Genomic DNA, 26,338 nt, shown 5'->3' with positions numbered 1-26,338 from the left:
AGTCTACCTCCTCATGATAATTGATCGGATCTTATCACAAAGAAGTAGATCTTTCAACTTTATGGTTTTAACTTATTTAAATAAATTAACAATTCCTTCGCCAAATTCTTGTTCTCCATATTGGTATTTCAGAAATTCAAAGAATTTTAGAAAATTATTTCCTGTTCTAGTTTTTTATTCAGTTTAAGCATCATAGATAGAACATCACTATATTCCTTATACTCATCATTTTCTAATAATCTATTAATTTCGATTATATCATTAGTTGTAAGAGGTTTAGCATAATCAATATTTTGAAGCAAAGTTTCGCTATCCATATTTAATGCTTTAAATTGTATTTTAGTTTTGTTTATTAAATGAACTAGAATTTTAAAACCACCTGCATCAATATCTCCAAAGTGATAGTAATTTATATTAGGATTTTGTTCATATATTTTAGAAAGAAACTTTTGACGAACTTTATTATGATAACCACCTAAATAAATAACACCACATTCTTCATTATAATTATTAAAGGAAGTCAAGTTTTCAATTGTTACCAATTTATCACTGCAAACCTTAATTTCATTTATATTTTCTATGTCCTTTGAGCTTATAGCTATTCCCCCTATAAAATCATTAGCACTTATGTTACTATTTTTCAGTTTTAAATCTATGTTACCTTTAAAATAAACATAAGTGTAATTATCTATAATATTATAAGTTGGAATTTCGTCTTCTGAAAAATCTTTAATTATTTTAATTACGCGACTTTCAATATGAGCATATTTTTTTGAATCTCCATATACTTTAATAGAAAAATTTCTTTTAAATATTTCATTTTCTTCTCTTAAAACATTATCTATACCTTTTAAAATATCATTACATTGCTCTATATTTTCAATATCCAAATACTTTTTTATTGATAAGTTTTTTTCTATTTTTTCTTCGGCAAACAGAGTAAATCTACCAAGTAAATCGTCTCTTTCACTATATTGTTTAAGTAGTGTAATTAAATCTTTTTCCTTATGCTTTTTCTCTTTTCTTTTTAAATATTTATATATGCCTTCTACACTGCTTTCAAGTAGTTGGACTTTATCTATAATGTGGCTATTATAGCCTTCTGTCCTATGAATTTTTATAAAGTTTTCTTTTTCTAATTGCTCGCATGCAATATCGATTTCTTCTTTGTATTTATAATTGTATTCATCAAAATATTCTTTAAGATTTTTATTATTAAATTTAAAATAAATTTTATTATCTCTTGTAATTTCACCTTTATAAATTTTACTACTTTCATATGAATCTATTAATTTATCTAATAATAATTGTTTATAATTTTTCATCTATAATATCCTCATTATTATTTATCAGATTTTCAACATAGCTGAATTTATCATCTTTCATAGCTATAATTACAGTGTTTACATAAGGCGTTATGACCTCAATCTTTTGTGGTGGTGCACCTATTATAAGTTGTAAATTCTTTAACTCTTTATAAAATTCCATCATAGCCATAATTCTTTGTTCATCCATTTTATCAAAAGCTTCATCAAATAATATTAAACCTATAGATTCAGATGATAATAATGCCCCTTTATAAAGTTGCAAAAATGAAGCTGCCATTGCAACATAAAACGGTGTCTGTGTTTCTCCTCCACTTTTTTCTCTACAAACTTTAGAAAATAGTGCTGTGCTTTCATCATTATATTTAATCTCAATGTCATAACTCATATAATTTCTATAATCAGTAAGCTTCATGAGTTCACTTTCAGTATTTTCATCATTCAATGTCAACTTTTCAAACAATTCATTTAATAATTCTTTATGTTTATTTTCATATGAAGTTGAAAATAAAGTAAACCCTTCACCTATATTTTCATTGTCCATTATCATATCATAATATTCTTTATTTTCTTTACTTTTACCTACTTTAAACTCATAATGCTCATTTCCAAAAGCAACATTTTTGAGTCCACTATTTAATGATTTAATTTCTCTTCTTGCAACACTAATATTTTCCTGTATCTTAGATAAGAAATGTTCTTTAAATTCCTCTTCTGCATTTCTTTTTGCATTTTTAACATTTTCCTCATATTCTACAATTTTACTTTTCTCAAGAAGAGCCAATTCTTCAAAAAATCTATCTATCTTATTAACTCCAATTTCTGCTCCAAAATCATACGAATTATTATAAAACACCTGCAACTCTTTTAGTCTCTCTCCGCATTTATCACACATAGTTTTAGTTCTCATTTTACTTAAATTAAAGTTGTTTTTTATAATATCAGATGATTTATTTTCTCTTTCTTTATTAAATCTTTCAATTCCCTCTTGTTCTAATGAACCTATTTCCTTCCTATGTTCTTCCTTATCTAATATCTTAATTTCTAAATATGATTTTTTTTGAGAGAGAATATCTTCATCTTTATTTAATAGACTTTTATTTCCTATAATCTCATCTTCTAAAGTTTTTTTATTGTCTTTAAGATTTTTTATTTCTTTTTGAACTTCTTCTAGCTTCATTTGTATGTCCATATAAGTATTATTTTTTTGTAGTTCTTTTATTTCTTCTTGTAATTTTTTAATACTTATTTCTAGATTGGCTACAATTTTTATAACATCACATTTTTCAATTAAACTATCAAATTTAAGTTTATCTATTAATCCAATTGCCTTACTTGCATTATTAACATCTTCTTTTAAAATGTTTATTTCTTCTAAAACTAATTTCAAAGTTTCTTTTGCCTGTTCTAATTGATATTTATAAGCATCTGCTCCTATGTATGGAGTTTTATAAATCTTAGGATTTATAGCCCTTGCAACATTATTTTTATAGATCATACAAGTGCTGGTTATAGATGTTCTATATTTCTTTAATTCTGAAACATCCGTGCATCTTATAACTTTACCTAAAATCATATTAATATATCTCTTAGCATCAGTGCTTTTTGATGTAACAACTTCTGCTAAAGAATTTTCTAGGGTTTCATCATATATTTCAAGTCCTTTTGCATTAATTATACCAACTGAATGTAACCCCTTAGATTTACTTAATCTTTCATAAATCTTTAATACTGTATCAAAATCCTCTTCATCAACTAAAAAGTAAAACCTTTGAGAATTTAAATATCCCTCAACTGCATTTTTCCAAATTGGATCTGTAATTTCTAATAATTCACATAATATTTTAGGCACTACTTCCTTACCTAGTTTCTTAGTTTCATTTATAATACTTTCTTTAAGCACAACTACATCTCTGTCATATTGAAGATTTCTCTTTTCAAGTTCAGAAATCTTATTTTCTAAATCTTTTCTAGAATTTTCTTTTTGTTTTAAATCTAAATCCTTTTCTGCCCTAATCTGTACTTTACTTTCTTTGACCCTACTTACGATTTTCTCAATATCCATGGAAGAAATTTTATACTCTTCTAAGTCATCTTCACATAAATCATTCATTTTCTTATAATAATCCAATATAATATCTTTTTCTTCTATTATATTGCTCAAATCTTTAATATAACTTTTTTGTTGATTAAACTGTTTTAGGAAATCTTCTTTCTTAATTTTTTCGTCTCTAAGCTTATTATTCTCTGAATCTAGATTACTTTTAAGACCTTCTAGCGCCTTGTATTCTGAATTTGAATATAAATCAACTTGAAATTTGTTTCCTATATCATTTTTCCTGCTTATTTCATCATCAATATTATTTTTATCATTATTTAAAGATTTAATTTTAACTTCTAATGTATTTATAGATTTAATTTTTTCTTCTATTTCTTCCTTTAAGCTTTCCTCTTCTGCTAATAAAACAATGTACTCATGGAGTTTTATTGTTTTAGAATGATTTTCATAAGTTTCAAATTCGCTTTGTATTTCTTTTAATTTTGTTATTTTAACTTTTACTTCATTTAACACTTCTTCAAACTCTTTAAAAGTCCTAATATTTTCACGTAATTCTTCTATATTTATTTGTTTTTCTTCTAATATATATGTATATACAAAATCTTTAACATTAGAAATAGGTTTAAAAGCTAAAGACTTTGGAAGCAACTCAAAAAATCTTTCATTTAACTTTCCAAGTCTATTAGCAAAATCTTTTCTCGCATCTTTTGCTATATAAGTACTTTGAAGTTTTAAATCTTTACCATATATTTTGAAATTTGAAATATCAACGGGTTCATCATCAATAATAAAGTTTATATCTGCTATTCTTTTTTTTTCGGCTCTATACCATAATATTTTTTTAGATGTTTCTGAAGCTGAATCTATTACAGCACCAATCACCAAATAATTATTTTTACTTTCCTCATAAAATTCTAAAGCAACATGTGCAGTTACATTCCCAACTCTTTCATATTCATTATTTTCTTTACCAGTCTTAAATCTTACATATCCCTCTAATTCTCTTTTAGACGATTCATTTGCAGCTTTATTAAAATTAGTTGTAGAACATGTTAATATAAATTGTATGGCATCTAAAATAGTTGACTTTCCAGCACCATTTTCGCCAGATATAAGAGTTGAATTCTTAAGAGGTATTGTTTCATTTTCAAAAGCATGCCAATTTACAAGCTTAATCGCCGTTAATTTCTTCATCTTCAATAACTCCTTTCCTCTTATATGTATCTAATTTTTCATAAATAGAATTTATATTTTCTCCTCTAACAATCATTTGAATAGTTGGATAAACTATAATTCTTGAATCACTTAATGTCATATCTTTATCTAAAGTTTCTATGATATTAAATCTTTTTAATGTTCTTAAAGCTTGTCTAAGCAGAGTTTTATCCATAGCTTTATCCTTGAAACCAAGAGCTATAAATCTATTTTGAAGTTCATCAATTTCTATTGTAATAAATTGAGATAATGAAAGTTCTTGCATCTTTTCTACATATAAAATTCTAAGAATTAATAAAGTTATACTTTCAATAAGCTTTAATTGAACTCTGTTAATCCCAAATTTATTTATAAGCTGAACAGCTTTTATTGATTTATTAATTTCAAGCTCATATCCTAATGGCTCAAAATATTCATTTATTGCATCCCCATATCTTTCAATAAAGTAATAATCTTTCTTGGTATCTTCCTTTTGCTTACAAAGCAAACAGATGCTAAGTAATTTATTACAAACCCTTTTAAATTCTCCCTTTTCATTAATAGATAATGTATCGTATATCAAAAGTTACTTCCTCCAAATTTCAAAATTCTTAAATGAAAATCCATTTTTAATTACAATTGTCTTCCCACGCTTTATGAAATATTTTGATAAAATATTATTTCCATATATCCTTATATAAATTACCTTTATAAAATCATCTATTGTATCGATTTCTATTTCACTTGCATTCATATTTTGTCTGTCACCTAAAAAATCATTTACTATTTCATTTATATTCTTTTGAGAATATTTACTTTTTTGTTTTTCCTTAAATTCTTCAAGTCTTCGCTTTCTGTCTTCCTCTGAAATTGCTTGTTTTTTCATTTTACTTGGTATAAATGATTTCTTTCCTTCATTTGCAATATACAAAGATGCTTCATCAATATATCCATAAGAATACAGTGTAAATATATCTGTAATTTCTTCTAAATAATCACTAGATAAATTTAATTCTAACTCTCTATATTCTTTACTTACATACTCTAATATTCCTTTCAAAAGACCAGTACTATCTTTAGAATTATTAAGTAAAAACTTTGCCCTCGTAACTGCTGCTCTAATATATTTAGAGTTTTTTGAATCTATATCATGCATAATATCATCTAAATTATCAAATGCATCTACTATATTGTGAATTATATCTTTAACCTTCTCTATTCCCTCTTCTAAAGATTCAAGGTCTTCATCTTCCCTAAAAAATTCACCAGCTACATTTAAAAATTCTATACTATTTAAATTTCCATTAAGTTTTTCAATTATTTTAGGTCTATACTTTGAAATATTTTCTGATGTTTTTAATCTATGATATGATTTATCAATTACTTCACTTGTATAGTTACCAAAGAATTCTTCCATAATTTCTTCCGGTGTCTTCTGCTTTGTTAATCTATCCATATATACTTTTATGCTAGAATTTAATTTCTTCAAGCCGCTTATAATTCCTTTAGTATTTTCAAATACATGTTTTATTACAACACCTGGTTTTGCTTCAGAATGAAGCATACTATAAATGCTAATAATATTCCCTTGATATTCTAAAGTTTCCTTATTAACTATTTTTATAAAAGATTCCAATATTGTAATTGCATAATCATTAAAATTAATAATCTGCTTATAATCATTAGTTGTTTCAGAATAAATCCAACCGCACTCAATTAGCCTTCTTATTAAAGAATTCGATTTATCTCTATTATTTGCTATTTGCTCATCTTCATCATTTATAATTTCATAGTTAGAATAATTTAAATAATCTTCAATTTCATCTACTAATATTTCTTTGTCAATTCCATAAGACAACCCATTTTGCACACTTGAATATATTATTGAAATTATTCTCATGTATAACATTTTATTTGGACTTGCAAGTAATGAAAAAAAGTTTTCTGGAACTATTTTGAAAATGTCAATTTCTTTCATATATTCTCCTTAGATTAATTTTTTCCTTATTATACACTAATTTTATATTTAGCTATTTTATACTTTTATTTATAATTATAACATTTATTTTTAGTTCTTTGCTATTTGAATTTAGGCACATGAAAATTAAAAACTACACCCTTTTAAGATGTAGTTTAATAACTTAATTGAATTATTTGTTTTTTTCTACTTGTCCACAATTATGTTTACCTATTTAATTTCTTTTTCTCTCAATTTACATTAAACTAAATGTATTCTTTAAATTTTACTTAACAAAAAAGCACTGTACTTAATATATGAATTTAGTACAATGCTTGTATACGGAAAATCTTGTTTCCCCCAGGGGCAATATCATCAACTTAGCATTTTTTCTATAGCCCGAATGAGAATTATTCAGGCTATAGTTTTTCATATATATCCATATATGGATTATCAAAATGCGATTTCAAGTAAAAAAATGTATAAGCACCCCTCCCAATCAAATGGTGATTTTTATTTGGAAATAGTTATTTTATTAGCTATTTCTCTTAGCATTCAATTTATGTTTATTTATTCCAGCATAAGGCTTTCTAGGATTGCTTCGTCCTGGTCTAATAGGAACTAAATTTGAAACAATCTCATCTAACATATAGGTATACATTTTTCTTCTCTTATCATCATCATCTTCTACTGCGATTTTTATCATATATTCTCTAAAAGTTCCTACCAATATATTCATATTAACCTTATACTCATACTTTAGGTTTTCTTTTTTATTCTCTTTAACTACTTTATTTGAATCATTTCGCAAATCTTCAACCATATTGAAGAGTAACATTTGTGCATAGAAATCTTGTTCTATAATCAAACGGCTTTTTCCTGATATATTTTCAATATTAAGCTTATTTTTCATGACGTCATAAGCTAATTCACTTCCCCAGCGTTTATAATATAACTCTCCAATTTCTTTAGTGGACATAGTAGAGTTCTCTATATTAGTTACTAAATATTCAACCTCACCAGTAGATAATGTAATTCTCACCATACGAACGCGAAGCTTTTGTAACGTCTTTGCCATTTCTCTTTTTATAGGATCATTTAGACCATATATCCTACTCGGAGTTAGACTTATGTCTATTATTTCGTCATCTGTTTTAAGTTAACGTTGTTCCTTACCAAATGTAGTTGATGGTAATCTAAATAGATATTTAATTTTTGTTCCCATTAAAGTTAATAACAAATCGATTGATATATAGCCTCTATCAAATATTGTTATAACATTAGTTTTATCGCCTAAAATATCAAGCATAGAATTTAAGTTATTTTTTGCAAGTGCTCTCTCTCCATCAGTTCTTTTGCTAAGAACTGCATTAATCATAATATTATTCTCAACATCATAAATCCCAGATGCTATCGCTCTCGCTATAGTTCGATGAATAGATTGACCTGTAGATTTGCAATCATATTCTTCTTGAAGTTCCTTAGTATTAGGTATTTCAATAGAACTGCCATCTATTGCTGTTACTAAATATCCTTTATATTTTTTTATTTCGGCCTGTTCATAAATATGTCTAACATAGTCCTTATTTAATTCAACAAAAACCTCAGGATTTAAGTTACGACGTTGCTTTGACAAAGCTTGCTTACTAACTGTATTTTCACGTTTCTCTATTTCTTTGAAATAATTATTTAACTCCATTGTTGTTGTTTTGCCTTTCTTTGCTAGAATAAATCTAGTTAAATCTTCAAATGGCATCTTTCTATTTCTTGTAAATGACATTTCATTTAATTTTCCAATAATCTTTATTCTAGGCGTTTTAATATTTTCAAATGTTTCTAATATTCTATCATAAGATATCATTAATAATACTCTTTTATCATTAGTTTTATAATTATAATAATACAGATTTTCACTGAATATTAAAGTGCAATATGGAGTTAAGTAATTATTTATGTTTTCTTAAGTTTATGACATTGCCGCTGGGGGTACTTCTGAAGTCCGAAGGGATGAGGTTTCTCAAATTTTATATAAAAATCAAATATATTCTGTAACAAAAACTCCACTAGATATACATTTAGTGGAGGCTTGTACTTAGAAATTTTTGTTCTCCCTGCGGGTACTTTTGAAACACTAAGAGTTAAAGTTGCTAACCATGTACACTATCCTTTATAGACAGCTTTAAGATTGTCGGCATACTGAATAAATTTATTCTCTTATTAACGAATATTAAAAAAATAATCTATATACCGTAATATAATTACGCTATTCAATTATTTTATTAAATAAGTGAATAAATGGGCTCTTGTAATAGTAGTTATTATTCGATTCTATTACTTTCCATAGCTTTAAGTTCATAAAACTAACTATTTTCACACTAGAACTACTTACATTTTTTTCTCCTATCACTAATAGTTCTAGGAAACTTTTATGATCCCATTTATTTTCTGATAATCCATCTAACGATAATATGTGCCATTTGGAATTCAATATATAATTATCAAACAAATATTCGCAACGATCTATGTTTGAGCACTTAGGTTTGTTAGATTTTATAGTTTCATTGATGTTTTTAATATATTCCTCAAAGTTTATCTTTCTATTAATTAAAAGAACAAACATAGTGTCCTTTGGTTCATTTTTATTTGAAGGTAAATAAAAAATGTTAAAATTTGAAATGATTTTTTCTATAAATAAATTCCAAACATAATCAGAAATTAATTTTGAAGGATATCCAGTTTCTTTTTCTAAATACTCAGCAAGAAAATCTCTTTCTAAATTCAACATAAATGTGGAACTATCACTGGTTATATTTTTTCTTATAATTGAAGATATTAATATATCCTTTTGACAAATATCATTTATAATTTCTGAAAACTCACTTTTTTTAGGTTTACGATATACATTTTCCCATCCAATATTTCTCCTATCGTGACTATCATAAGTCAGCATTTCACCCTTAGAATAACCATATTCAAAAATCTGCTTAATTTGTTTTTCAGTTAAATACCTCGAATCATTTAACGCTAATCTTCTAATATCATCTAAAGATAAAAATGGTGAACAATATGGCTTACTTCCTTTTTTTCTATTGTTATGTATTGTATCTAATTTCTTTTTAAGCCATTTTAGATGTTTATCTATTTCTCTTTCACTTAAATATGTCAATATTTTACTATCATTAACGATATGCTGTTCAAGTTGAATTATTGGTATAGGAGAACTATATGCTGATCGGATACAAGGTGGTGGATTAATTTTCATTCCATTTCTTTTTATTTCTACACTTACACCTTTAGAATCCATACTACATAAATAATTCTTTTGACAGCAATCATTCCTAGATGTCGACTCATTAAGACTTATAAAATCACATTTTTTTTGTTGAGTGCAAGCTACTGCTGTTGACCAACGTGTAATAGCATCCCTAACTTTCATCCTTGGTAATCCATATTGCCCGTTAGCACTAAAAATAGTTAATTTAGGTCTTATAGATTGAATAACCTCATCATATTTTATTTCTTTTTCAATATACATATAGCTGCCATGGTGGGCTGCCTTATAAATATCCGATACTAAATCATTTGGTCTCTTAGCCATTAAATACAACCAATTTTGAATGTCGCCTGGGAAAAGAATTGATACCCACCTAGATCCAATCCATGCTTCTACTTTTAGAACTATACTAGTGTCGTTTAAAAGCGGATTTCCAAAAAATTCCGGTTCAATTTTAAATTTTTTTGACCATCCGTCAATAATTTCAGTACTTTCTGGATCCTCCTTTTCAATATTTACTGAAAGTTCGTCATTCTCCTTGGATAAATTTCTTTTTATTAAGTAATGATTTGTTCTATCATATAATCCTCTCAAAGATATATTAATATTATCTTCATCATTGTATTCTTCTGAATTCTCTATTAACCAATTTAAAGGAGTTGGATAATTTTCTATTAAAAAACGTTTATCTTTATTTGACAGTAATTCTTCATATATTTTATATGCAGGAGATAAAACTCTAATCCTCAAACCCTGAACAGGAGAATAAATAAAATCTTCTACTGGAGAAAATAGAATTGTTCCTTTACTTTTTAATTCAGCTTCTAAATCTTCAGCACGTTGTATTGATTCTTGTATTCTTTTGCCAAACAGCCATGTATTTTTTTTAAATGCTGGAGTATACGGAGACCAATACTCCTTTATTTTAATTTTATTATCTAAATTTATAAATCCCCCAATATGGTCTAAATCAAAATGTGACGTTATTGCTAAATCTATTTCATAAATCTTTTTATCCAACAAATACTTTTCTATCTGCTTTTTCTCTTTGCCTGCATCTATAACGCATATCCAGCTTTTTTTCTCAGTTCCAGTATTCCACTTAATAATACTGCAATCTCCATGTCCGACATTTAAAAACTCAATGTTTAATTTTGAATTCTGCATAGTATCCATGCTTTTTTATCTCACTTTCACATTTTCTTTTGAAATAGAATAATTTCATCATTATTAATTATTTTATTAACTTTCTATATATGTTACTATCTGATTTCCCTCAATTTCCTTCACTCCAATTTGACGACAAAAAGTAAGTTCAGTCATTTTTCCTTCACAAATACCCCTGGAGTGTTTCTGAGACACTGAGTTTCAAAGTTGCTATTATAGAATTCATTAATTATATCTATTGCTAATTCTTTCATAAGTTTCATCTCTCTTCTATAATATATAAAGTTTTAATTATTAGCTAAATAGAAATATATATGTTTCTAATATGCATAATTTATTTATTGACTATTTTTTTCTATTAGCAAAATATTCAATTGTATCAAGAAAATCTAAAATGCTTTTGAATGCATTATGAGTTTCTTTTTCAACATAAATGGATAATGGTATTTTACTAGCATATAAATATCCATACAAATTATGTCCTCTTATATTTTTCTTTAGCCAATCAATATTTTCTAGTGGTTTTTGAATGATGGTATCATATTGTGTTTCAAAATTAGAAATTAAATTAGGATATTTAGCGTTTTTATCATTAAAATATTCGATATGATTTTGTTTATATTTAATTAAAGCTTGTTTTAAAGATTGCTCCATTCTTACTCGTGTAACAAAAGCCCTCTCGCTAATCAATAAGTCTAAATCAATAAAGTATCCTTCCATTGAACTGTATTCTGTAACATAAATATTTTTCTTTACAATATCTAAATAAGTGGTTTCTATATTTTCTCTCATCTGGTTTATTATCTTTTCTTTGACTTTATCTCTATCCATTGTATCTGCATCTCTAATAATAGCAAAATCAGATTTCATAGTTGTTTTGTTTAAAAACCTAAGCGTTGCGTAGGTTTCTATGTTCTGACATGATTTTGTATCTATAATGAGAATTTTATTAAAATCTACATTGTAATATTTATTTATTATTTCTTTTAATGCTGCTAAATCGTCCTTTCCTTCCAAGAAGAGAATAAAATCTGTATGTAATATATCTTGACTTGCATAACCTAACTCGTTTAGTATAACTTTCAACTCAGCTTTTTCTATAATAGTTTCGTACTTATCCAAATCTATTTTTACACTTCTCACTTCATCTGTACTAAACTCTTTTAGCATTACAGGAGAATGTGTTGTAAAAATCACTTGGTTAGATTCAGAAATTCTCCATAAAGTATTTGCCATTGATTTTTGTAATTCAGGATGTAAATACAATTCAGGTTCTTCAATTATGAACATGCAATATTTACCCATCATCTTTTGATAAGATTGAAGTAGAGACAAAATATAAATACTTCTTATTCCAGCGCCAACATTTGCTAAATCGATTTCTGTTTCTAGCATAGGATCAAATATTTTCGTTGCTAGAGTAAATGATTTTTCAATGCTACTTGTAGCTTGAATAGATATTTTGTAATCAGAACGATAGTTTTTTTGAAAATTTTCTGTAATGCTTTTTGTAACTTGCTCCGAATGTTGGTCTGTTTTATAATTAACTAATTTTTCAAGTTCACTAATACTTAACTCTTCAATTTTTTTGCTATAAATATTTTGCATACATTTTATTTTACAATCTCTTGAAAAACAATTCTTACATGTTAATTCATTTCCATTATGTATTTTATTTATCATTATATTGTTAAATATATTAGCAGTAAGAGTTTTGCTTTTTCCAGTTGCTTCTTCCGAAAAGTTTCTATCGTCATCAATAAATGCTACATTAGGTAGAATTGGTATTATATCTTTAGTTTCCTTGCCATTAATATAGTAATTCACTTTGCAATCATATTTACTGGATTTTAGGCAAATAGTAATTTCATTCTTGATAATGAAGTATTTTTCTTTTAAAGTTTTCATCCATATTTTTTGAAACTCTTCATTATTGGTAGGATCTTCTTCTAATTTTGTGACAGCAACTTCTTCTCTTGCTATTTTATAATCGCCAAATGCTTTTTCTGCCCAAATAGTATCATTCTTTACTTTATTATATTCAGCTGCTGAGGATGGTACTTTAAGAAAACCTACTTTGCTATCATAAAACATAGTTTTTAAATAGTCATCAGATAAACTAAAAGAGATTTCAATTTCTAGACTTGCTGAACCTTTATAAAAATCATTTTCAGCTAAAGCTAAATCTCCATAAAAAGCTCTAATCGCATTTATTATTGCACTCTTGCCTGCATTGTTTTTTCCAATTAAAATCAATGCATTTTTTATATCTTCTATAGTTTGTTTTTTAATCGATCTAAAGTTCTCAATATGAATTTTGGATATTCTCATTCAACATCCCCCTATTAATTTAACTTTTAATGAATCTCATCTTCCAATTTTATACATTATAAATATATTCAAAACACACTATCATTCATAGATAGTCTATCCTCATCATACCACAATTTTACATATTATTCTTTATTTTTCCTAATTATCTCCTATTATTTTCTTAGAACTATAAATGAGTATTTTTGCATCCATTAATTAACAACACGGTAAATTTAGTACTTATGATGTCTTTAAAATTTAGAGTTCACTTAGTATAGACAATGCCTAAACCATTGATTTTACTTGTAATATAAATAAATGTTAGTAAATTTGCTCATTTATAGCTTAGAATTACCACTTAATTTAACTGTTATCAATCCAATTATTTTAAAAAGTACCCAACTACACCCTTATCAAGACCTAATTTAAAAATTTAATTTGTTCGAAATTTTCTCTTACTTTTGTTTCGTCTAAATTTAATATCACGGCTGTTGAGGTATCATTTAAAATATAACCATTAAAATATTTTGATAATAATTCCTGTTATTCCATTAAATCTCAAAATTCAAAATTTTCAAGTTCATATGATAATGAATTTAATTCATCCTGCAAATCAAAATCCATGCTCCAACTCCACACAGATAATAATTGAAAAGAATCTAATTTTACACCCGCACGATTTATTCTTTCAAAAACAATAGCGACATGTTCTTTGTCATCAGTTTCCATTAATTCATATGGTACCTACAAAGAAGAATCATCCTACAACATTTATTGCAGATGGACCTAATCAAGTTTGGACCTGGGATATTACATATTTAAACACTTTTACTAGCGGTATCTATTATAAACTGTACATGATTATTGATATTTATAGTAGAAAATTTGTAGGATTTGAAATTTGGCCAGAAGAAAGCGGTGAATTAGCTGGTGATCTCATTGAAAGAGCAATAGTAATTGAAAAAAATTAGAGATAAACCGCTAGTACTCCATTCTGATAACGGAGCTCCTATGAAGTCTTATACATTAAAAGCGAAATTAGAGGTTCTGGGAGTATTATCATCATACTCTAGACCTAGAGTAAGCAATGACAACCCATTTTCAGAAGCTCAATTTAGAACTTTGAAATACAGATCTAATTATCCACAGGATGGCTTTAAAACAATAGATGAGGCAAGAGAATGGGTATCAAAATTTGTGGATTGGTTTAATAATAAGCATTATAACAGTGGATTAAATTTCTTAACACCAAACAGCAGACATAATGGCGAAGACAATACAATAATGGCGCATAGAACTAAAGTCTATGAGTCGGCTATACAACTACATCCTCAAAGATTTAACAAAGGAATTAGAAATTGGAAGTTACCGGGACGATAAAAAAACACATAGTTAAACTAATTCGCATTTTTTTATAGAAAGTACGCTAATAGCGAGATGCTTGTACTTGGCAATTTACTGGTACTCAAAGTTGGTGCGGAAGAAGCTTGCGACTGAAGTTGCTTAAATATCAAAAAAATAGGTAGAAAACTTCCACCTATTAAACTTCAATGATAATAATAAATACTCCCTTTATGCTGTAGCAAGCATGATTTCACTCTATACATTTATTTCAATACTATTTTTTTTAATTGTTCAATTAAATCAGTATCTGAATCATCTAAAAACTTTAATTGTTTTACAATATCTCTCCTAAATTTAGCAAGAGGTTCATCATTAATTTTTGATCTATCCTTTGTATATCCAATTAAAAATTCTTTTAACGAGTCCTCTGTAACTTCTGAATTTTTAAATCTGTCTTTTAATATGTCATCTATATGTTTATCTGAATACGCTATTTTTTTATGAATTAATTCATTCACTTGATTTATATGATAATTATACTGAAGTTCTAATTTAAACATTTTTAAATAATTCTCCACCTTGTCATGGATTTTATTTATTTTTATTTCTATTGGTTTGTCCACTTCTATTATTGCTGAAAACTGTGCATAGCTATCAAAACTTTCTTCATACGGATTTAAATCGTCAAGTAAAAATTCTTTCTTACCTTTTAAAGATGAATTGCATATATGACATACAGGTATTAAATTGTATGCAGACATCGAAAAATACGGATATTTATATTTAGGAAAAAAATGATCAAGTTCGCCTCTTATTTGTGACATAGAAGTATATATGGGAGTAATATAATGCCTATTGCAATATGGACATACTCTTATACCACTAATTAAAACAAACATATATGCATTCCATATTCCCAAAAACGTTTTACTCTTAAAGTTATTTAGCGTTATCTCTAAATCTAACACTTCACCTAACTTTTCTAACTTGTTTTTGAAAATATCGATGTCCAATTCTTTATCTAACTCTGAAATAATTTCAGATGATTGCTGTGGAAAAATACTTTTCAAAAGATTAATCATACTATCATGTACTACTCGTTCCTGTTCTTTAATAACAAATCTCTTTCCATCGCTCTTTGCTTTAATTCTCCCCTTTTCTTTTCCATATTCTATTATAGTATTTACAAGGCTACAGTTAATAAATTCATTGTAGCCAAATTTGTTAAATAATAATTTTCTATAAATTTTATGTTCACCTTTTTCTTTTATTTGATTTCTGTTATCTCGCTCATAAAACGTAAATTTATATTCTATCAAAGCCTTAATCTCATTACTAATTTCATCATGAAAATCTTTTAACTCTTTTACATTACCTATTGCAATAGTCTTCCACTTCTTCAAACATAGGTCTATGAATTCATTATGTTTCTGTTGAATTGTATCCAATTTATACTTTTTTCCATTCTTTTGATTGAAGTCATCTAAATCCTCTTTTATAAATGCAACATTCCAATCTATTAATTTGGGCTTTATAAATTTTTCAAAATAATTTTTATGTAATTTCTTAGTTTCTTCTGTTAAATTCAACTGTATCATAAACTCATCCCCATTATCTCTCATTTCTTTGAATTATATATTTAATTAATGATTTTTGATCTTCAATAGATAATCTCTCAAATTCATTTTTAAGTTCATCCAATTTGGGGCTATCGCTTTTTTTATCGCTATTCATATATAATTTACTTAATGCTTGGTCATATTTTTCCTGCAAAAGTCCTTTTATAAATTTTTCTCCTATAATATTTATTAACTTTCTGCATTTTTTTAATTCTTCCTTTTTATCCTCAATTGTAAAACTGTTATTTCCATTTAATATTTCATTTAATTTTTCCTCAGTTTTTTTTATTTTCTCTAATGCAAATTTACCTATAATACCGAAATTACTTCCTTCTAGATAAAACCCACTTCTATAAAGATCATAGATATTTGATCCAAATGTATCGTTGTTCTCTTTATCATTATTGTTATTTTCAGCTTCTGGAAGAAAAATAACATTACTTTTAGGAATATCTGAAAGCATAATTGGTGAATGAGTTGTTATAATTAGTTGCATTCTATAATTAGCATATATATCATGTAAAAAATCAAGTAATGATTTAATATACTTTTGTTGCCATTCTGGATGAAATGTAATATCTGCCTCATCTATCAATATAATTAAATCATCTATTGTATCTCTTTCTTTAACTCTTCTTGTTTGTCCATCTATAAGTGAATAAAATCTAGCAAATAAACTTATTAAATTATTTTCTCCACTACTTACTCCCCATGAGAATTCTAAATAATTAAAGCTCTTTGCTGTATCTCTATATGATTTATAAAATTCCTTAAGACTCAATTGATTAGATATATATTTGAATTCTTCATTTTCACTCTTCTTATTAATTTTTATAATAAAATGATTATATTTATGATTATATTTCATGTACTTCTCCATATCTAACTTTAGCCATTTATTAAAATTGGATATACATTTCATATAAGCTTTAATTTCCCCTTGCTCAATTGACAATATTTTCATCCTACTAACTTCGGCTAAAATCCGACCACAAAAATTATACATTACATCAAATATCTCATAAGTATTATTTATTTCTTTTATGTTTCTTTGTATTTGCCTTTTTCCAAATTCTTTAAGAATTCCTTCTTTTATATTTATACTAACCATCTTATATTGCTCATCTTGATTTCCACCATCTGTACTTTGGATAATCCTACTCATAAACTCAGTAAATATGCCTTTAATTAAATTGACTCCGAATTTTTTCTTAGCATATACTTCTTCTTGTCCTTGTATTCTTGATTTATCATCTATTAATTTTTCAAAGAAATTATCAACTTTCCATATATTTTTAGCCAAATTAACTTCTATTTTTTCTTTTTCTGCTAATTCGTTAATTTTATTGTCAGCATTTAAAATAAAATCATCTCTAAAATTATTTACATCAATTTTATTATAAAGTCTCTCTAATACCGGCCTTAAATCTGAAAAGCTTACATTTACTTCTTTGGGCAAATCAAAAGATATATATTTATCACTATTACTATAATCATATATAAATTGTATTTGTCTATAAAAATCTTCATGAAAAAAAACTACATTAGGATCAACTGCTGATACATCTATAGAATGATTTGATAATTTCTTATATGCATCACTTCGAATTAGACCTTTAGTTGATATATCTTTTATAGAACCTCTTATGTTTTCATAATGCGCTTCTTCAAATATGTTAGAATGATATATAAAACAACTATTTTTTAAATCATAATTATTTAATTGATATATTCCATTTTCTCCGTAAAAACACTCCCAATGGTTTATCCAATATAACCTTTTATTATTATCTTCTACTAAATAATACTCTACATCATAATTATTAAAATATTTAATATGTTTTTTTTCTATATTTAAATATACTGTCTCGCTTTGTTTTGAATCCATAGTATAATAAATCGTAATATTCTCGTTTTCTAGAAAACAAGCTATTCCTTCGAATTTGTTTTCCAAATTTACTTGAGCAATATTTTTAAAAATTATTTCTAATAAAGTGCTTTTTCCTGCTCCATTTTTTCCAACAACTGCAGTCAATTCAGTTAATCTTTCTTCATTTGAATTATCTCTATTAAAAAAACCTTCTATGTAATCCTCGTTCTGTGTATAAGTAATAATATTTGATTCATAATCATATTCAAATCTATGTTTCGAACTAAAATTAAATCCTCTTTTGTTAAAACATTTATAATCATTTATCCATAAGTATAATAATTGCATTCTATAATTTCTCCCTATTCTCATTTTATTTTATTATATTATATTACAAATTATAATCTAATTGTATTTAAATAGATATTCATATAAATTATTCTTAATTAATCATTTACTAAGTGAGAAATGTATATTAGCAAATTTATTTTCCCACACTTTTCCCACACAAGTTCTAAATAAAAATAATCGCTATAATTCACCATATAATTCAAGTAGCTATTTATCTAACCTGACATGTAATTATAATAATTTATAAACACTTATATTTAGTTATTTACAAAATCAATTGCATATTTCTCTAATAGCACTTCTCTATCATGAATCACAATAAAATAATCAATATTTTTTCTTATAGATTTAATTTCTTCTATTGTTGTACTTATTTTTTTACATTCAAGAGCAATTTTTAAACCTCTAAATAAAATATCTATATCAAATCCAACAACTGTTTTTTCTTTTATATTATTTATATGCGCTTCTATTTCTACAATAAGCTCATTAGTTGTTTTGACTTGATTAAAACCTAGCTTATCACATATGTAATATATATCAACTTTTTCCGATTTATTTATACATAGCAATATTGAGTTGAAAATTTTTTCAAAATCATTTTTACTAATTCTATACTTATTATGGGGATGACTGTAATAATGTACTTGCAATTGATTTACTACATCGCCTAAATCTTCAATTGATTTAACTTTTTTCTCTGTTAAATACCTTATAAATTCAAATTTTCTATTTCTAAACATTTCATATATTTCATTGCTTTTTTTCTTAAAAAAGCTTAACCTATTCTTTTTAGCTAATACCTTAGGCATTAGTTCTTCAGTAAGCCATCTATAAGCAATTTCTGCATTCCAATTTTCTCTTTCACCAATACAATCCATTCCTCTATTATCTAGATCCTCTACAAACTCCCATGTAATAGTTTTATCTTTCGCTGCTAACTCAGAGTACAAAACAATATCTTCATCAAATTCAGAATTAAAAAATGCATGATAACCAACGTTATATTTATCATGTTTTTTATCTGTATATACTTTTATATAGAATCCATTTCTATCAAAGATATGCCATTTCGAATTGCCTCTATCAACATCATGTTTAAATGCAAAATTCACTAGTTGTCTCCATTGTTCATTAGTTAATGTAATTAGCTTGTAATTATTCCGCCTTTTTGAGATTGGAAATTTGTGTGTCATTAATATATTCTCTATATTATTAATAAATTCTATATACTTCTCTGCATACGAATCTATAACTTGGCAGAATGTATATATATCTTCACTTGACAATTTCAATTTATTATTCCCTATATGAATAACAGCATTGTCTAAACTTCTTGTATCTTCATTTCCTTCAATACCTTTTTCAAATTCAACAAATGCTCTTGTACCATATTTAGGATCAGTATACAATCCACTAAATAGCTCTGTTACTATTGTCTTATTATCTAGTAATACCATACATCCTCTAACTTTTAGTGTTTTAAGGTAGATTATACATCTTGTTTCAGTATTGTTGTATTTAGGCATAATAGCCTCTAAACCAATTCGCTTTACATATTTCTTATAGATCGGCTCATTATCTATTTCATAAACTTCTTCAACATCTTCAAAATCTATATTCTCATTAGATACAAAGTTAATAATATTCTCTAGTATTTCTTCTCTTTTTTTCTTATCATTTTCTTCATCAAAATGAGCTTTTACCATTGATATATTTTTTTCATAGTTTCTTGTTTTTTTTAGTTTTTCTATTCTTTGTTCTATTTTTGAAACATTATCTCTTACCAATCGAAGATAATGCAGCCTAGCATTTAAATCTAATTCCTTATCACTCTTTCGTCTATTCTCATATTTACTTGTAGGCACAAGATTAAAAAGGCTATCTAATTCAAAATCTGCATCAAGCGCACACTCTTCAATAACTCTTTTTAAATCATCTTTTCGATTTTTATAGCTTGCTGGAATTATATGATCAAGTTCCATGTCTTTATATTCTAGGGGATTATTAGTGTAAAAACACTTATGCTTATATACGTCCCACATTGCTTGCCTAATAAATTCATCATCCTTTTTAACTTTCTTCATTTTCACACCTCAAGTAACTAAAATAATATATTCTAAGATGGCCTTCACGCACCTTCATTTATAAATATATAAACAAAATATTTAAACGTTAAGAATCTCAATTGTATCCATTAACATATGAATTATATTATTATCAAACTCCATCGTAAGTATTACTGATTATTTATAACTTTCATGATTTTAGCTATTCTTTCTTTGTATTATTCTACATCTAAGTTCCCATAAAAATTCTTACGTGTTCTTAATCATACATCTCCTCATATCGAATTGGTAACGCAATATTATATGTAAACGCGCCTAAAAAGCATATCTTTTTAGGTGCTTTATATAGTAACCGTTGCTATGGAGTTGCAATTATGCCTGCTTATGTAATCAAGAAAAACATTCCCTTTATAATTTTATTACAGAATTTGCGAGTCTTCTTTCTCCACCGACTCCTGTAGTATAATATCTCTGCTCAATACCAAATAGTAATTTCTTTAAGTCATTTTCATTTGTAATAATAAATTTAGTATTATGTTCATTACACTCTAGGTCTTCGCAATACTCGCCTACATAACTAAAAATGCTCTTTTTTTCTTCTTGTGAGAATTTTTCTAATGTATCCATTGCCATGGCTATACGTTTTCTGTTTGATATTTTTACTTTATCAGCATTGAATTCAGTTTCTAGTTGAATAAAGTCATTTTGTAAAAATCCCTCTGTTTCTTCTTTTGTGGCTTCTTTGTATAATGTATCAATTCCTTTAAAAATACTAATAATTGAAGGCAACTTTTTAAAATACAAAGTATCTGATTCTTTTATGTAAATAGCATCAGCAAAACTGTTTATTACAATTATTGGATCACATTCTATCCTAGTAGGCGCACCTGATAATGAGAAGTATTTTTTACGAAGTAATTGGCTAGATGATAATTTTTGGAAATAATATATTCCTGTCTGAAAAGAACACAAATACTCAATTTTGCTGTAATCTTTTACTGGAATTTGGTTGTAATCAGTTGAAATAAAAGTTTTTTTCAAGAAGTCAATGCAATATTCTTTCTCCGAAAAAATCTCTATTGCAAACCACTCATCTTCATCAAGTTTATAGTCTACATCGTATTTAATTGGATTGTCTAAATAGTCTGTCAGTTCAAAAATTTCTTCATCAGAAATTACTTTGAAAAATTCTCCTTTTCTGCCCTTGGTTTTTGCAACTAAATGATTCATTTTATTACCTCTCTTCATCTATAAATGTAAAATTATTAATTCGCTTTAGATTTGGAAAACTTAGTTTAGATGGATTTTTTAGTTCCTTTCTAGTTATCATAAAAATCTTAATATCTGTATATGTCGTTATATAATAAAAATTGTACCCAAAAATTAGAAACAAAGGGTTGAAATAAAGTGTTTGGGAAAGGAATGTAAAAACAAATAGAATAACAAAAATAAAGATTAAAGTGTCGCAATGTGGAACACTTAACGCTACAAAGAAATAACCCAAATAGCTTGGTAAAAAAGCATTATTAGCTTGTTCGATTTCTTTAATTACTGGTACTTCATTTTCTGCTTCAATACTGTCACTGTCTAACCATTTTGCTATATATAAACTAAACAGTGTTAATAATAGAGGTATTGAAAAATATATCAAATATGAAACAAAATCGGGTAGTTGTACTAAAAAAGGATAAATTTTACTTAACAGAAAGCGTTCCTTAACCAAATACACCACAATTATTAGCGATGTTGCGTTAAACGTAAGAAAAAATCTAAACAATAAATTCATCATATAAGTCCACCTCCTATTTCAATCGAGAGTTACTATGTCTAGTGTAGATGTTCTTTATTAAATTTACGAATAGCTATTTAAAGCCCTCATTCAAGAATGTAAAATTCTTTATAAATAGTAAAATTTAATAAAATAGGCTCTCCAGCAGACCTTAAATACTTATTATTATTTTCTAACATCGTCATTTTATATAACTTTGTAAATTTAAATTTTACATTTTATGTTTAAGTTCGTGTTACAATAATCAGATTTTCTACTTTATGTTTGCATTTATTTTTACAATATAATTCTTATACCTCGATACTAACACCAAATTTTTCTTTGATTTCTCTAACTAAAGAGTCTCTTATTTTCTATATATTAGTGTTCCAAAAACAATACGCCATAAATTAGATTAAGGCCTTATCATCCCTCCAAATTCGTCTAGTATATTTTATAAAGTTAGCCTTTTCAAGTTCGCCTTGCATTGTTGTTGAATTAACGTGATCTACTACTATCAATTGAGGTTTGATTCCAGTATCTTTATAAATTTCTTCAATTTCATCAAACATAACTTTGTACATTTGTGTTACTGCTTGTTTATCTTTTTCACTTTCAAACTTAGTTTTTTTATTGTCAACTAATGCATCTTGAGGAAAATATACTTGGCTTGGTTGATCGAAAAACATTATTAATGGCATAGGTGATTTGTTTCCTTGTGATGCAAAATAGCGAAGAAGACTAAGAAAAAGTGCAATATGACACGATACCCAATTCGCTCCACTTCCCATTTCGCTTAAAGTAACTTTTTCCCCTTGATATTTACCAAATAAAGCAAGTTCGAATTCATCCAAATTAAAGGCAAGTTTATATTTTTTAAATTCCTCTTCAAAATCTAATTTGCCTTTTAAATTATTCATATTTTTATCTATATTTCTTTTTGCTGATTCCTTTAGTATTTCAAGGTTAAACTCACCCAATGTTTTGCTACAATTAGTAATTTTTTCTTGAATATCAGTAATTTCGGTATCAATTGAACTAAAAAGACCTTTATTAATTGTCTCGATAAAAATTTGAATTTGTATTTTACTATACGTTAGTTTATTTTCTAATCCAAATCTGACATTATTAGATAAATATTCTCTTTCAATAGTTTTAATCTGTATCCACAGTTTTCTAATTTCCTTTATAATTTTTTCTTTTTGTTCTATTAATTTTCTTTTTTCTTCAAAAAAATTATTAGTACTCAGTCCTATTAAACTCATTTCATTGGATATCCATGATGTTGCTTCTTGAACTTTTTTCGATATCTTATTTATATCAGTGCATTCTCCATTACATAATGGACAAATATAATTATTAACATTGTTTATTGATAACTCCGATTTTTGTTGTAGTATTTCTAACGATGAACTATATCCTTTACTATTTTGACCTGCCAATTCTAATTTTGAAATTCTACTTTCTAATATAACTTTTTGGTCATTTAATTCTTCTACTTCTTCATTTAATTGGCCATGTCTAATTACCATTTGATTAGAAGAATAAGTATCATCATTAATTGTTGGCAAATCAGTTGCTAATTGTATTAGTTGCTTCAATGTCATATTTTTATCTAGTACTTTTCCAATCAATGCATAATAATCTTTAAATTTATTTAATAAATTGTTACGTGTATCTTCTTTAATTTTTTCGTTACTCACCTGATTAGCTACAAGCTTTTTCAAGTCTTTTTTATATCCATTTAGTAACATAAGTGTGGAATAGTATTCTTGTCCGACCATCCCTGCGAAAATTGGAAATTGTTGAATAACATCCTTTTTCTTTTGATAATCATCAAATCTATAAAAAAGTGCAAATTTACTAGCCATCAAATTTTGATGTTGAAACATATATGATGTCATATGCCTCAAAGAAGCTTTTTCTTTTGTATCATCACCATCTTCATTAAAATTAGTAACATTTAATCCCAAAACCTTTTCAATTTGCTTTTGCACATTTTTATAATCACAAAATTTTTCTTCCACAAGGAAATCTTTAGTAATTGACTCATGTGTTACACCGTCATCTATATGCGAAAAATACATTCTTTTCCTTTCAGTAAAATTACTCTTTCGTGCAATTATATATCTATGAGAGTTAATAACAATAATTATTGAGAATATAGTTGCAAAATCAGTAATCTTTCCTTTAGGAATTGTACATCGAGAACTGCATAAACAATAATCAATAATTTCTACCAATGCACTTTTGCCTGTTTTTGATTCGCCAGTAATTATATTAACGCCTTCTTTAAAATCTACGTACTTTTTATCATTTTCTTCATTTAATAAAATAATTGATTCTATATGACTTTTCATACTATTTCACCTACGCTTCCCATTTGATTTCCAGAAAATCCTCAAATTCTATCAGCTCTATTTTAGTTAAAATTTCACCTAAATAATATGCTGATTTAAAATATTCACGAATTAAATAAGGCGACTTTTTATATTCAAATTTCTCTAATAAACTTAGTTTACTGCCATTAAAAAATATTTTATGTTGATTAGATAGAACTATAATAGATTGCTTAGTAATTTCTATATAATCATCAAACATATCTATTATCTGATTTAAGCAAAACTTTGTATTCAACTTAATTCCATAATCTTTAAAGTCATCTTCTTTACTAAATATAGAATACAGTGTACTATTAGACCTTGCACTATTTAGTTTATCTCTCGAATCCTTGTACATAACAATAGGCAAAATATAAAAAGCCGTTTTCATATCCATATCTTTTTTATACCCAGTCATAAAACTCTGAATAACCTTACTAAGGAAAATAGGATTGTAAATTAATGTTTCAATATGTGTTATACTCATTTTTTATCACCTACATACCATCTTAACTCTCCTTCATCTACAATAATATGTATGACTCCGGCTTGAAAAAAACTTCTATTATTACTAACACCATTTAAATTTCTAGTGTCCAATTCCATAGCATCAAAATACAGTTTCTGAGACTTAGGCATCAAACGATTATCATCATTTTGGCATTCTACCTTATAACTTTTCCTTCTAAAATTTAGTGTTTTAGTTAAATCTCCTTTATAATCATTTAAGTCTTTAGATTTAACTGTATTATTATTGAAATAACCTATAATTGTTTTATATGTCCTACAATAATTATTAATTGCATCAGCTACTTCATCTTTCAAATCGATATTATTAATTTCTTCAACAAATCTTTTGCACTTTATAGTATTATTTTCATCTTGAGTTACTTCATAATTCTCAAATTCCATTGGAAGAGGTATATTACTATCTACTGCAAATCTTTTAGAATATTCTTTAAAAATAGTATCAAATTCTTTATAGGAAATTGTCCAATCTTTAGCTTTAATAGGTATTGTTAATAAAATTCCTATTAAAGAAGCAACAAATTCTTCCATTATAATTTTTTCCGAAAGAAATTTAAAGGTAGTTAGCTCATACTTATTAATAATTGTTTTTATTGTTTCTTGCTTTGAAAGAATTTTAAATCTATTTAAAACACCTTTCAATTTATTAATTTCGTGTTTACTGTTGAAAATCTTATTATATGTATTTCTAAAACTTTCCTCCTTGTCCCTCGGTTTTACTCCAATATTTTTGAATGTATCATATTTATTGTTTTCATCTTGTATCTCCCAGTCTTTAAATACAGAGTTATCAGATAAATTAGCTGTAGTGAATAAAATAAATTCATCTATATTTTTATATTCATCAAAATTATTGTACCAATTCCAAACTGTGTTCCAAATCTCATCACTACGGTCAGAAATACTTTTAGACTCTAAATGATGTTTTACTTCTATTTGCTCAGAATTGCCTTTTGCTGAAATTTTAGTAACATCACCTAAATTTTCTATAACTACTGTATCATTTTCTTTCATTTCTAGGCATTTTATTAGCCCAATATAAGTTTGATATATGAACCCAAGTGTTTTTAAAGTATTATCATTTGTTGCCATGAACTCACCTCCAATTTTAATATCCTA

Annotated in this window: 17 protein-coding genes and 1 pseudogene; 2 read left to right on the top strand and 16 right to left on the bottom strand. The window is 26.3% G+C overall.

Annotated features, from left to right (window positions below; genetic code table 11):
- Window positions 1-146: 146 nt before the first annotated feature.
- From psyc5s11_RS09630 to psyc5s11_RS09595, 8 genes and pseudogenes are all read right to left on the bottom strand, one after another.
- A complete protein-coding gene (locus psyc5s11_RS09630) occupies window positions 147-1,325 on the bottom strand; it encodes a Wadjet anti-phage system protein JetD domain-containing protein (protein WP_224037373.1) in 1,179 nt (392 codons plus the stop codon).
- Window positions 1,312-4,578, bottom strand: coding sequence for an ATP-binding protein (locus psyc5s11_RS09625; protein WP_224037372.1), 3,267 nt, complete (start codon window positions 4,576-4,578; stop codon window positions 1,312-1,314). Before psyc5s11_RS09625 ends, psyc5s11_RS09630 begins: the two co-directional genes overlap by 14 nt.
- Complete coding sequence (locus tag psyc5s11_RS09620) at window positions 4,556-5,161, bottom strand: DUF4194 domain-containing protein (RefSeq protein ID WP_224037371.1); 606 nt, start codon at window positions 5,159-5,161, stop codon at window positions 4,556-4,558. Before psyc5s11_RS09620 ends, psyc5s11_RS09625 begins: the two co-directional genes overlap by 23 nt.
- A gap of 3 nt (window positions 5,162-5,164) precedes the next feature.
- Entirely contained in the window at window positions 5,165-6,556 is a 1,392-nt protein-coding gene (locus psyc5s11_RS09615; RefSeq protein WP_224037370.1) for a Wadjet anti-phage system protein JetA family protein, read from the bottom strand.
- A 514-nt stretch (window positions 6,557-7,070) separates the two neighbouring features.
- A pseudogene (locus psyc5s11_RS09610) lies at window positions 7,071-8,234 on the bottom strand (IS4 family transposase).
- Window positions 8,235-8,798: 564 nt separating this feature from the next.
- A complete protein-coding gene (locus tag psyc5s11_RS09605) occupies window positions 8,799-10,976 on the bottom strand; it encodes a ComEC/Rec2 family competence protein (protein WP_224037369.1) in 2,178 nt (725 codons plus the stop codon).
- A gap of 345 nt (window positions 10,977-11,321) precedes the next feature.
- Complete coding sequence (locus psyc5s11_RS09600) at window positions 11,322-13,307, bottom strand: ATP-dependent nuclease (RefSeq protein ID WP_224037368.1); 1,986 nt, start codon at window positions 13,305-13,307, stop codon at window positions 11,322-11,324.
- 540 nt (window positions 13,308-13,847) lie between these two features.
- The gene (locus psyc5s11_RS09595; protein WP_224037367.1) at window positions 13,848-14,018 is read right to left on the bottom strand and encodes a hypothetical protein; all 171 of its coding nucleotides are present in this window, start codon (window positions 14,016-14,018) and stop codon (window positions 13,848-13,850) included.
- An 8-nt stretch (window positions 14,019-14,026) separates the two neighbouring features.
- Here psyc5s11_RS09595 and psyc5s11_RS09590 point away from each other — a divergent pair, with 8 nt between their 5' ends.
- Both psyc5s11_RS09590 and psyc5s11_RS09585 read left to right on the top strand, forming a co-directional pair.
- A complete protein-coding gene (locus psyc5s11_RS09590; RefSeq protein ID WP_224037366.1) occupies window positions 14,027-14,260 on the top strand; it encodes a DDE-type integrase/transposase/recombinase in 234 nt (77 codons plus the stop codon).
- Window positions 14,247-14,669, top strand: a complete 423-nt coding sequence (locus tag psyc5s11_RS09585) for an integrase core domain-containing protein (protein WP_224037365.1) — start codon at window positions 14,247-14,249, stop codon at window positions 14,667-14,669. The genes psyc5s11_RS09590 and psyc5s11_RS09585 overlap by 14 nt, the downstream gene beginning before the upstream one ends.
- A gap of 227 nt (window positions 14,670-14,896) precedes the next feature.
- Here psyc5s11_RS09585 and psyc5s11_RS09580 read toward each other — a convergent pair whose 3' ends face one another.
- The 8 genes from psyc5s11_RS09580 to psyc5s11_RS09545 all read right to left on the bottom strand — a co-directional run bounded on the left by psyc5s11_RS09580 (window position 14,897) and on the right by psyc5s11_RS09545 (window position 26,311).
- Window positions 14,897-16,231 (bottom strand): hypothetical protein, encoded by a 1,335-nt coding sequence (locus tag psyc5s11_RS09580; RefSeq protein ID WP_224037364.1) that lies wholly within the window; start codon window positions 16,229-16,231, stop codon window positions 14,897-14,899.
- A gap of 13 nt (window positions 16,232-16,244) precedes the next feature.
- Window positions 16,245-18,470, bottom strand: coding sequence for an AAA family ATPase (locus psyc5s11_RS09575; RefSeq protein WP_224037363.1), 2,226 nt, complete (start codon window positions 18,468-18,470; stop codon window positions 16,245-16,247).
- Between the two features lie 260 nt (window positions 18,471-18,730).
- Window positions 18,731-20,560 carry an HNH endonuclease family protein gene (locus psyc5s11_RS09570; protein ID WP_224037362.1) on the bottom strand — a complete coding sequence of 610 codons (1,830 nt, stop codon included), beginning with the start codon at window positions 20,558-20,560 and terminating at the stop codon, window positions 18,731-18,733.
- A gap of 390 nt (window positions 20,561-20,950) precedes the next feature.
- The gene (locus psyc5s11_RS09565; RefSeq protein WP_224037361.1) at window positions 20,951-21,772 is read right to left on the bottom strand and encodes a hypothetical protein; all 822 of its coding nucleotides are present in this window, start codon (window positions 21,770-21,772) and stop codon (window positions 20,951-20,953) included.
- A gap of 4 nt (window positions 21,773-21,776) precedes the next feature.
- Window positions 21,777-22,331 carry a hypothetical protein gene (locus psyc5s11_RS09560; RefSeq protein WP_224037360.1) on the bottom strand — a complete coding sequence of 185 codons (555 nt, stop codon included), beginning with the start codon at window positions 22,329-22,331 and terminating at the stop codon, window positions 21,777-21,779.
- A gap of 389 nt (window positions 22,332-22,720) precedes the next feature.
- Entirely contained in the window at window positions 22,721-24,670 is a 1,950-nt protein-coding gene (locus tag psyc5s11_RS09555; protein ID WP_224037359.1) for a DUF3732 domain-containing protein, read from the bottom strand.
- Between the two features lie 10 nt (window positions 24,671-24,680).
- Window positions 24,681-25,178, bottom strand: a complete 498-nt coding sequence (locus psyc5s11_RS09550) for a three component ABC system middle component (RefSeq protein ID WP_224037358.1) — start codon at window positions 25,176-25,178, stop codon at window positions 24,681-24,683.
- The gene (locus psyc5s11_RS09545) at window positions 25,175-26,311 is read right to left on the bottom strand and encodes an ABC-three component system protein (protein WP_224037357.1); all 1,137 of its coding nucleotides are present in this window, start codon (window positions 26,309-26,311) and stop codon (window positions 25,175-25,177) included. The genes psyc5s11_RS09550 and psyc5s11_RS09545 overlap by 4 nt, the downstream gene beginning before the upstream one ends.
- Between the last annotated feature and the right edge of the window lie 27 nt (window positions 26,312-26,338).

The organism is Clostridium gelidum (assembly GCF_019977655.1).
Taxonomy (GTDB): domain Bacteria; phylum Bacillota; class Clostridia; order Clostridiales; family Clostridiaceae; genus Clostridium; species Clostridium gelidum.
The sequence above is the reverse complement of the archived record's forward strand: the minus strand, read 5'-3'. Positions and strand labels throughout refer to the sequence as shown.

Excerpts from the sequence above, each read along its gene's own strand:
- psyc5s11_RS09630 (WP_224037373.1), bottom strand. The coding sequence starts at position 1,325 with ATGAAAAATTATAAACAATTATTATTAGATAAATTAATAGATTCATAT.
- psyc5s11_RS09625 (WP_224037372.1), bottom strand. The coding sequence starts at position 4,578 with ATGAAGAAATTAACGGCGATTAAGCTTGTAAATTGGCATGCTTTTGAA.
- psyc5s11_RS09615 (WP_224037370.1), bottom strand. The coding sequence starts at position 6,556 with ATGAAAGAAATTGACATTTTCAAAATAGTTCCAGAAAACTTTTTTTCA.
- psyc5s11_RS09605 (WP_224037369.1), bottom strand. The coding sequence starts at position 10,976 with ATGCAGAATTCAAAATTAAACATTGAGTTTTTAAATGTCGGACATGGA.
- psyc5s11_RS09600 (WP_224037368.1), bottom strand. The coding sequence starts at position 13,307 with ATGAGAATATCCAAAATTCATATTGAGAACTTTAGATCGATTAAAAAA.
- psyc5s11_RS09595 (WP_224037367.1), bottom strand. The coding sequence starts at position 14,018 with ATGGAAACTGATGACAAAGAACATGTCGCTATTGTTTTTGAAAGAATA.
- psyc5s11_RS09590 (WP_224037366.1), top strand. The coding sequence starts at position 14,027 with ATGGTACCTACAAAGAAGAATCATCCTACAACATTTATTGCAGATGGA.
- psyc5s11_RS09580 (WP_224037364.1), bottom strand. The coding sequence starts at position 16,231 with ATGATACAGTTGAATTTAACAGAAGAAACTAAGAAATTACATAAAAAT.
- psyc5s11_RS09575 (WP_224037363.1), bottom strand. The coding sequence starts at position 18,470 with ATGCAATTATTATACTTATGGATAAATGATTATAAATGTTTTAACAAA.
- psyc5s11_RS09570 (WP_224037362.1), bottom strand. The coding sequence starts at position 20,560 with ATGAAGAAAGTTAAAAAGGATGATGAATTTATTAGGCAAGCAATGTGG.
- psyc5s11_RS09565 (WP_224037361.1), bottom strand. The coding sequence starts at position 21,772 with ATGAATCATTTAGTTGCAAAAACCAAGGGCAGAAAAGGAGAATTTTTC.
- psyc5s11_RS09560 (WP_224037360.1), bottom strand. The coding sequence starts at position 22,331 with ATGATGAATTTATTGTTTAGATTTTTTCTTACGTTTAACGCAACATCG.
- psyc5s11_RS09555 (WP_224037359.1), bottom strand. The coding sequence starts at position 24,670 with ATGAAAAGTCATATAGAATCAATTATTTTATTAAATGAAGAAAATGAT.
- psyc5s11_RS09550 (WP_224037358.1), bottom strand. The coding sequence starts at position 25,178 with ATGAGTATAACACATATTGAAACATTAATTTACAATCCTATTTTCCTT.
- psyc5s11_RS09545 (WP_224037357.1), bottom strand. The coding sequence starts at position 26,311 with ATGGCAACAAATGATAATACTTTAAAAACACTTGGGTTCATATATCAA.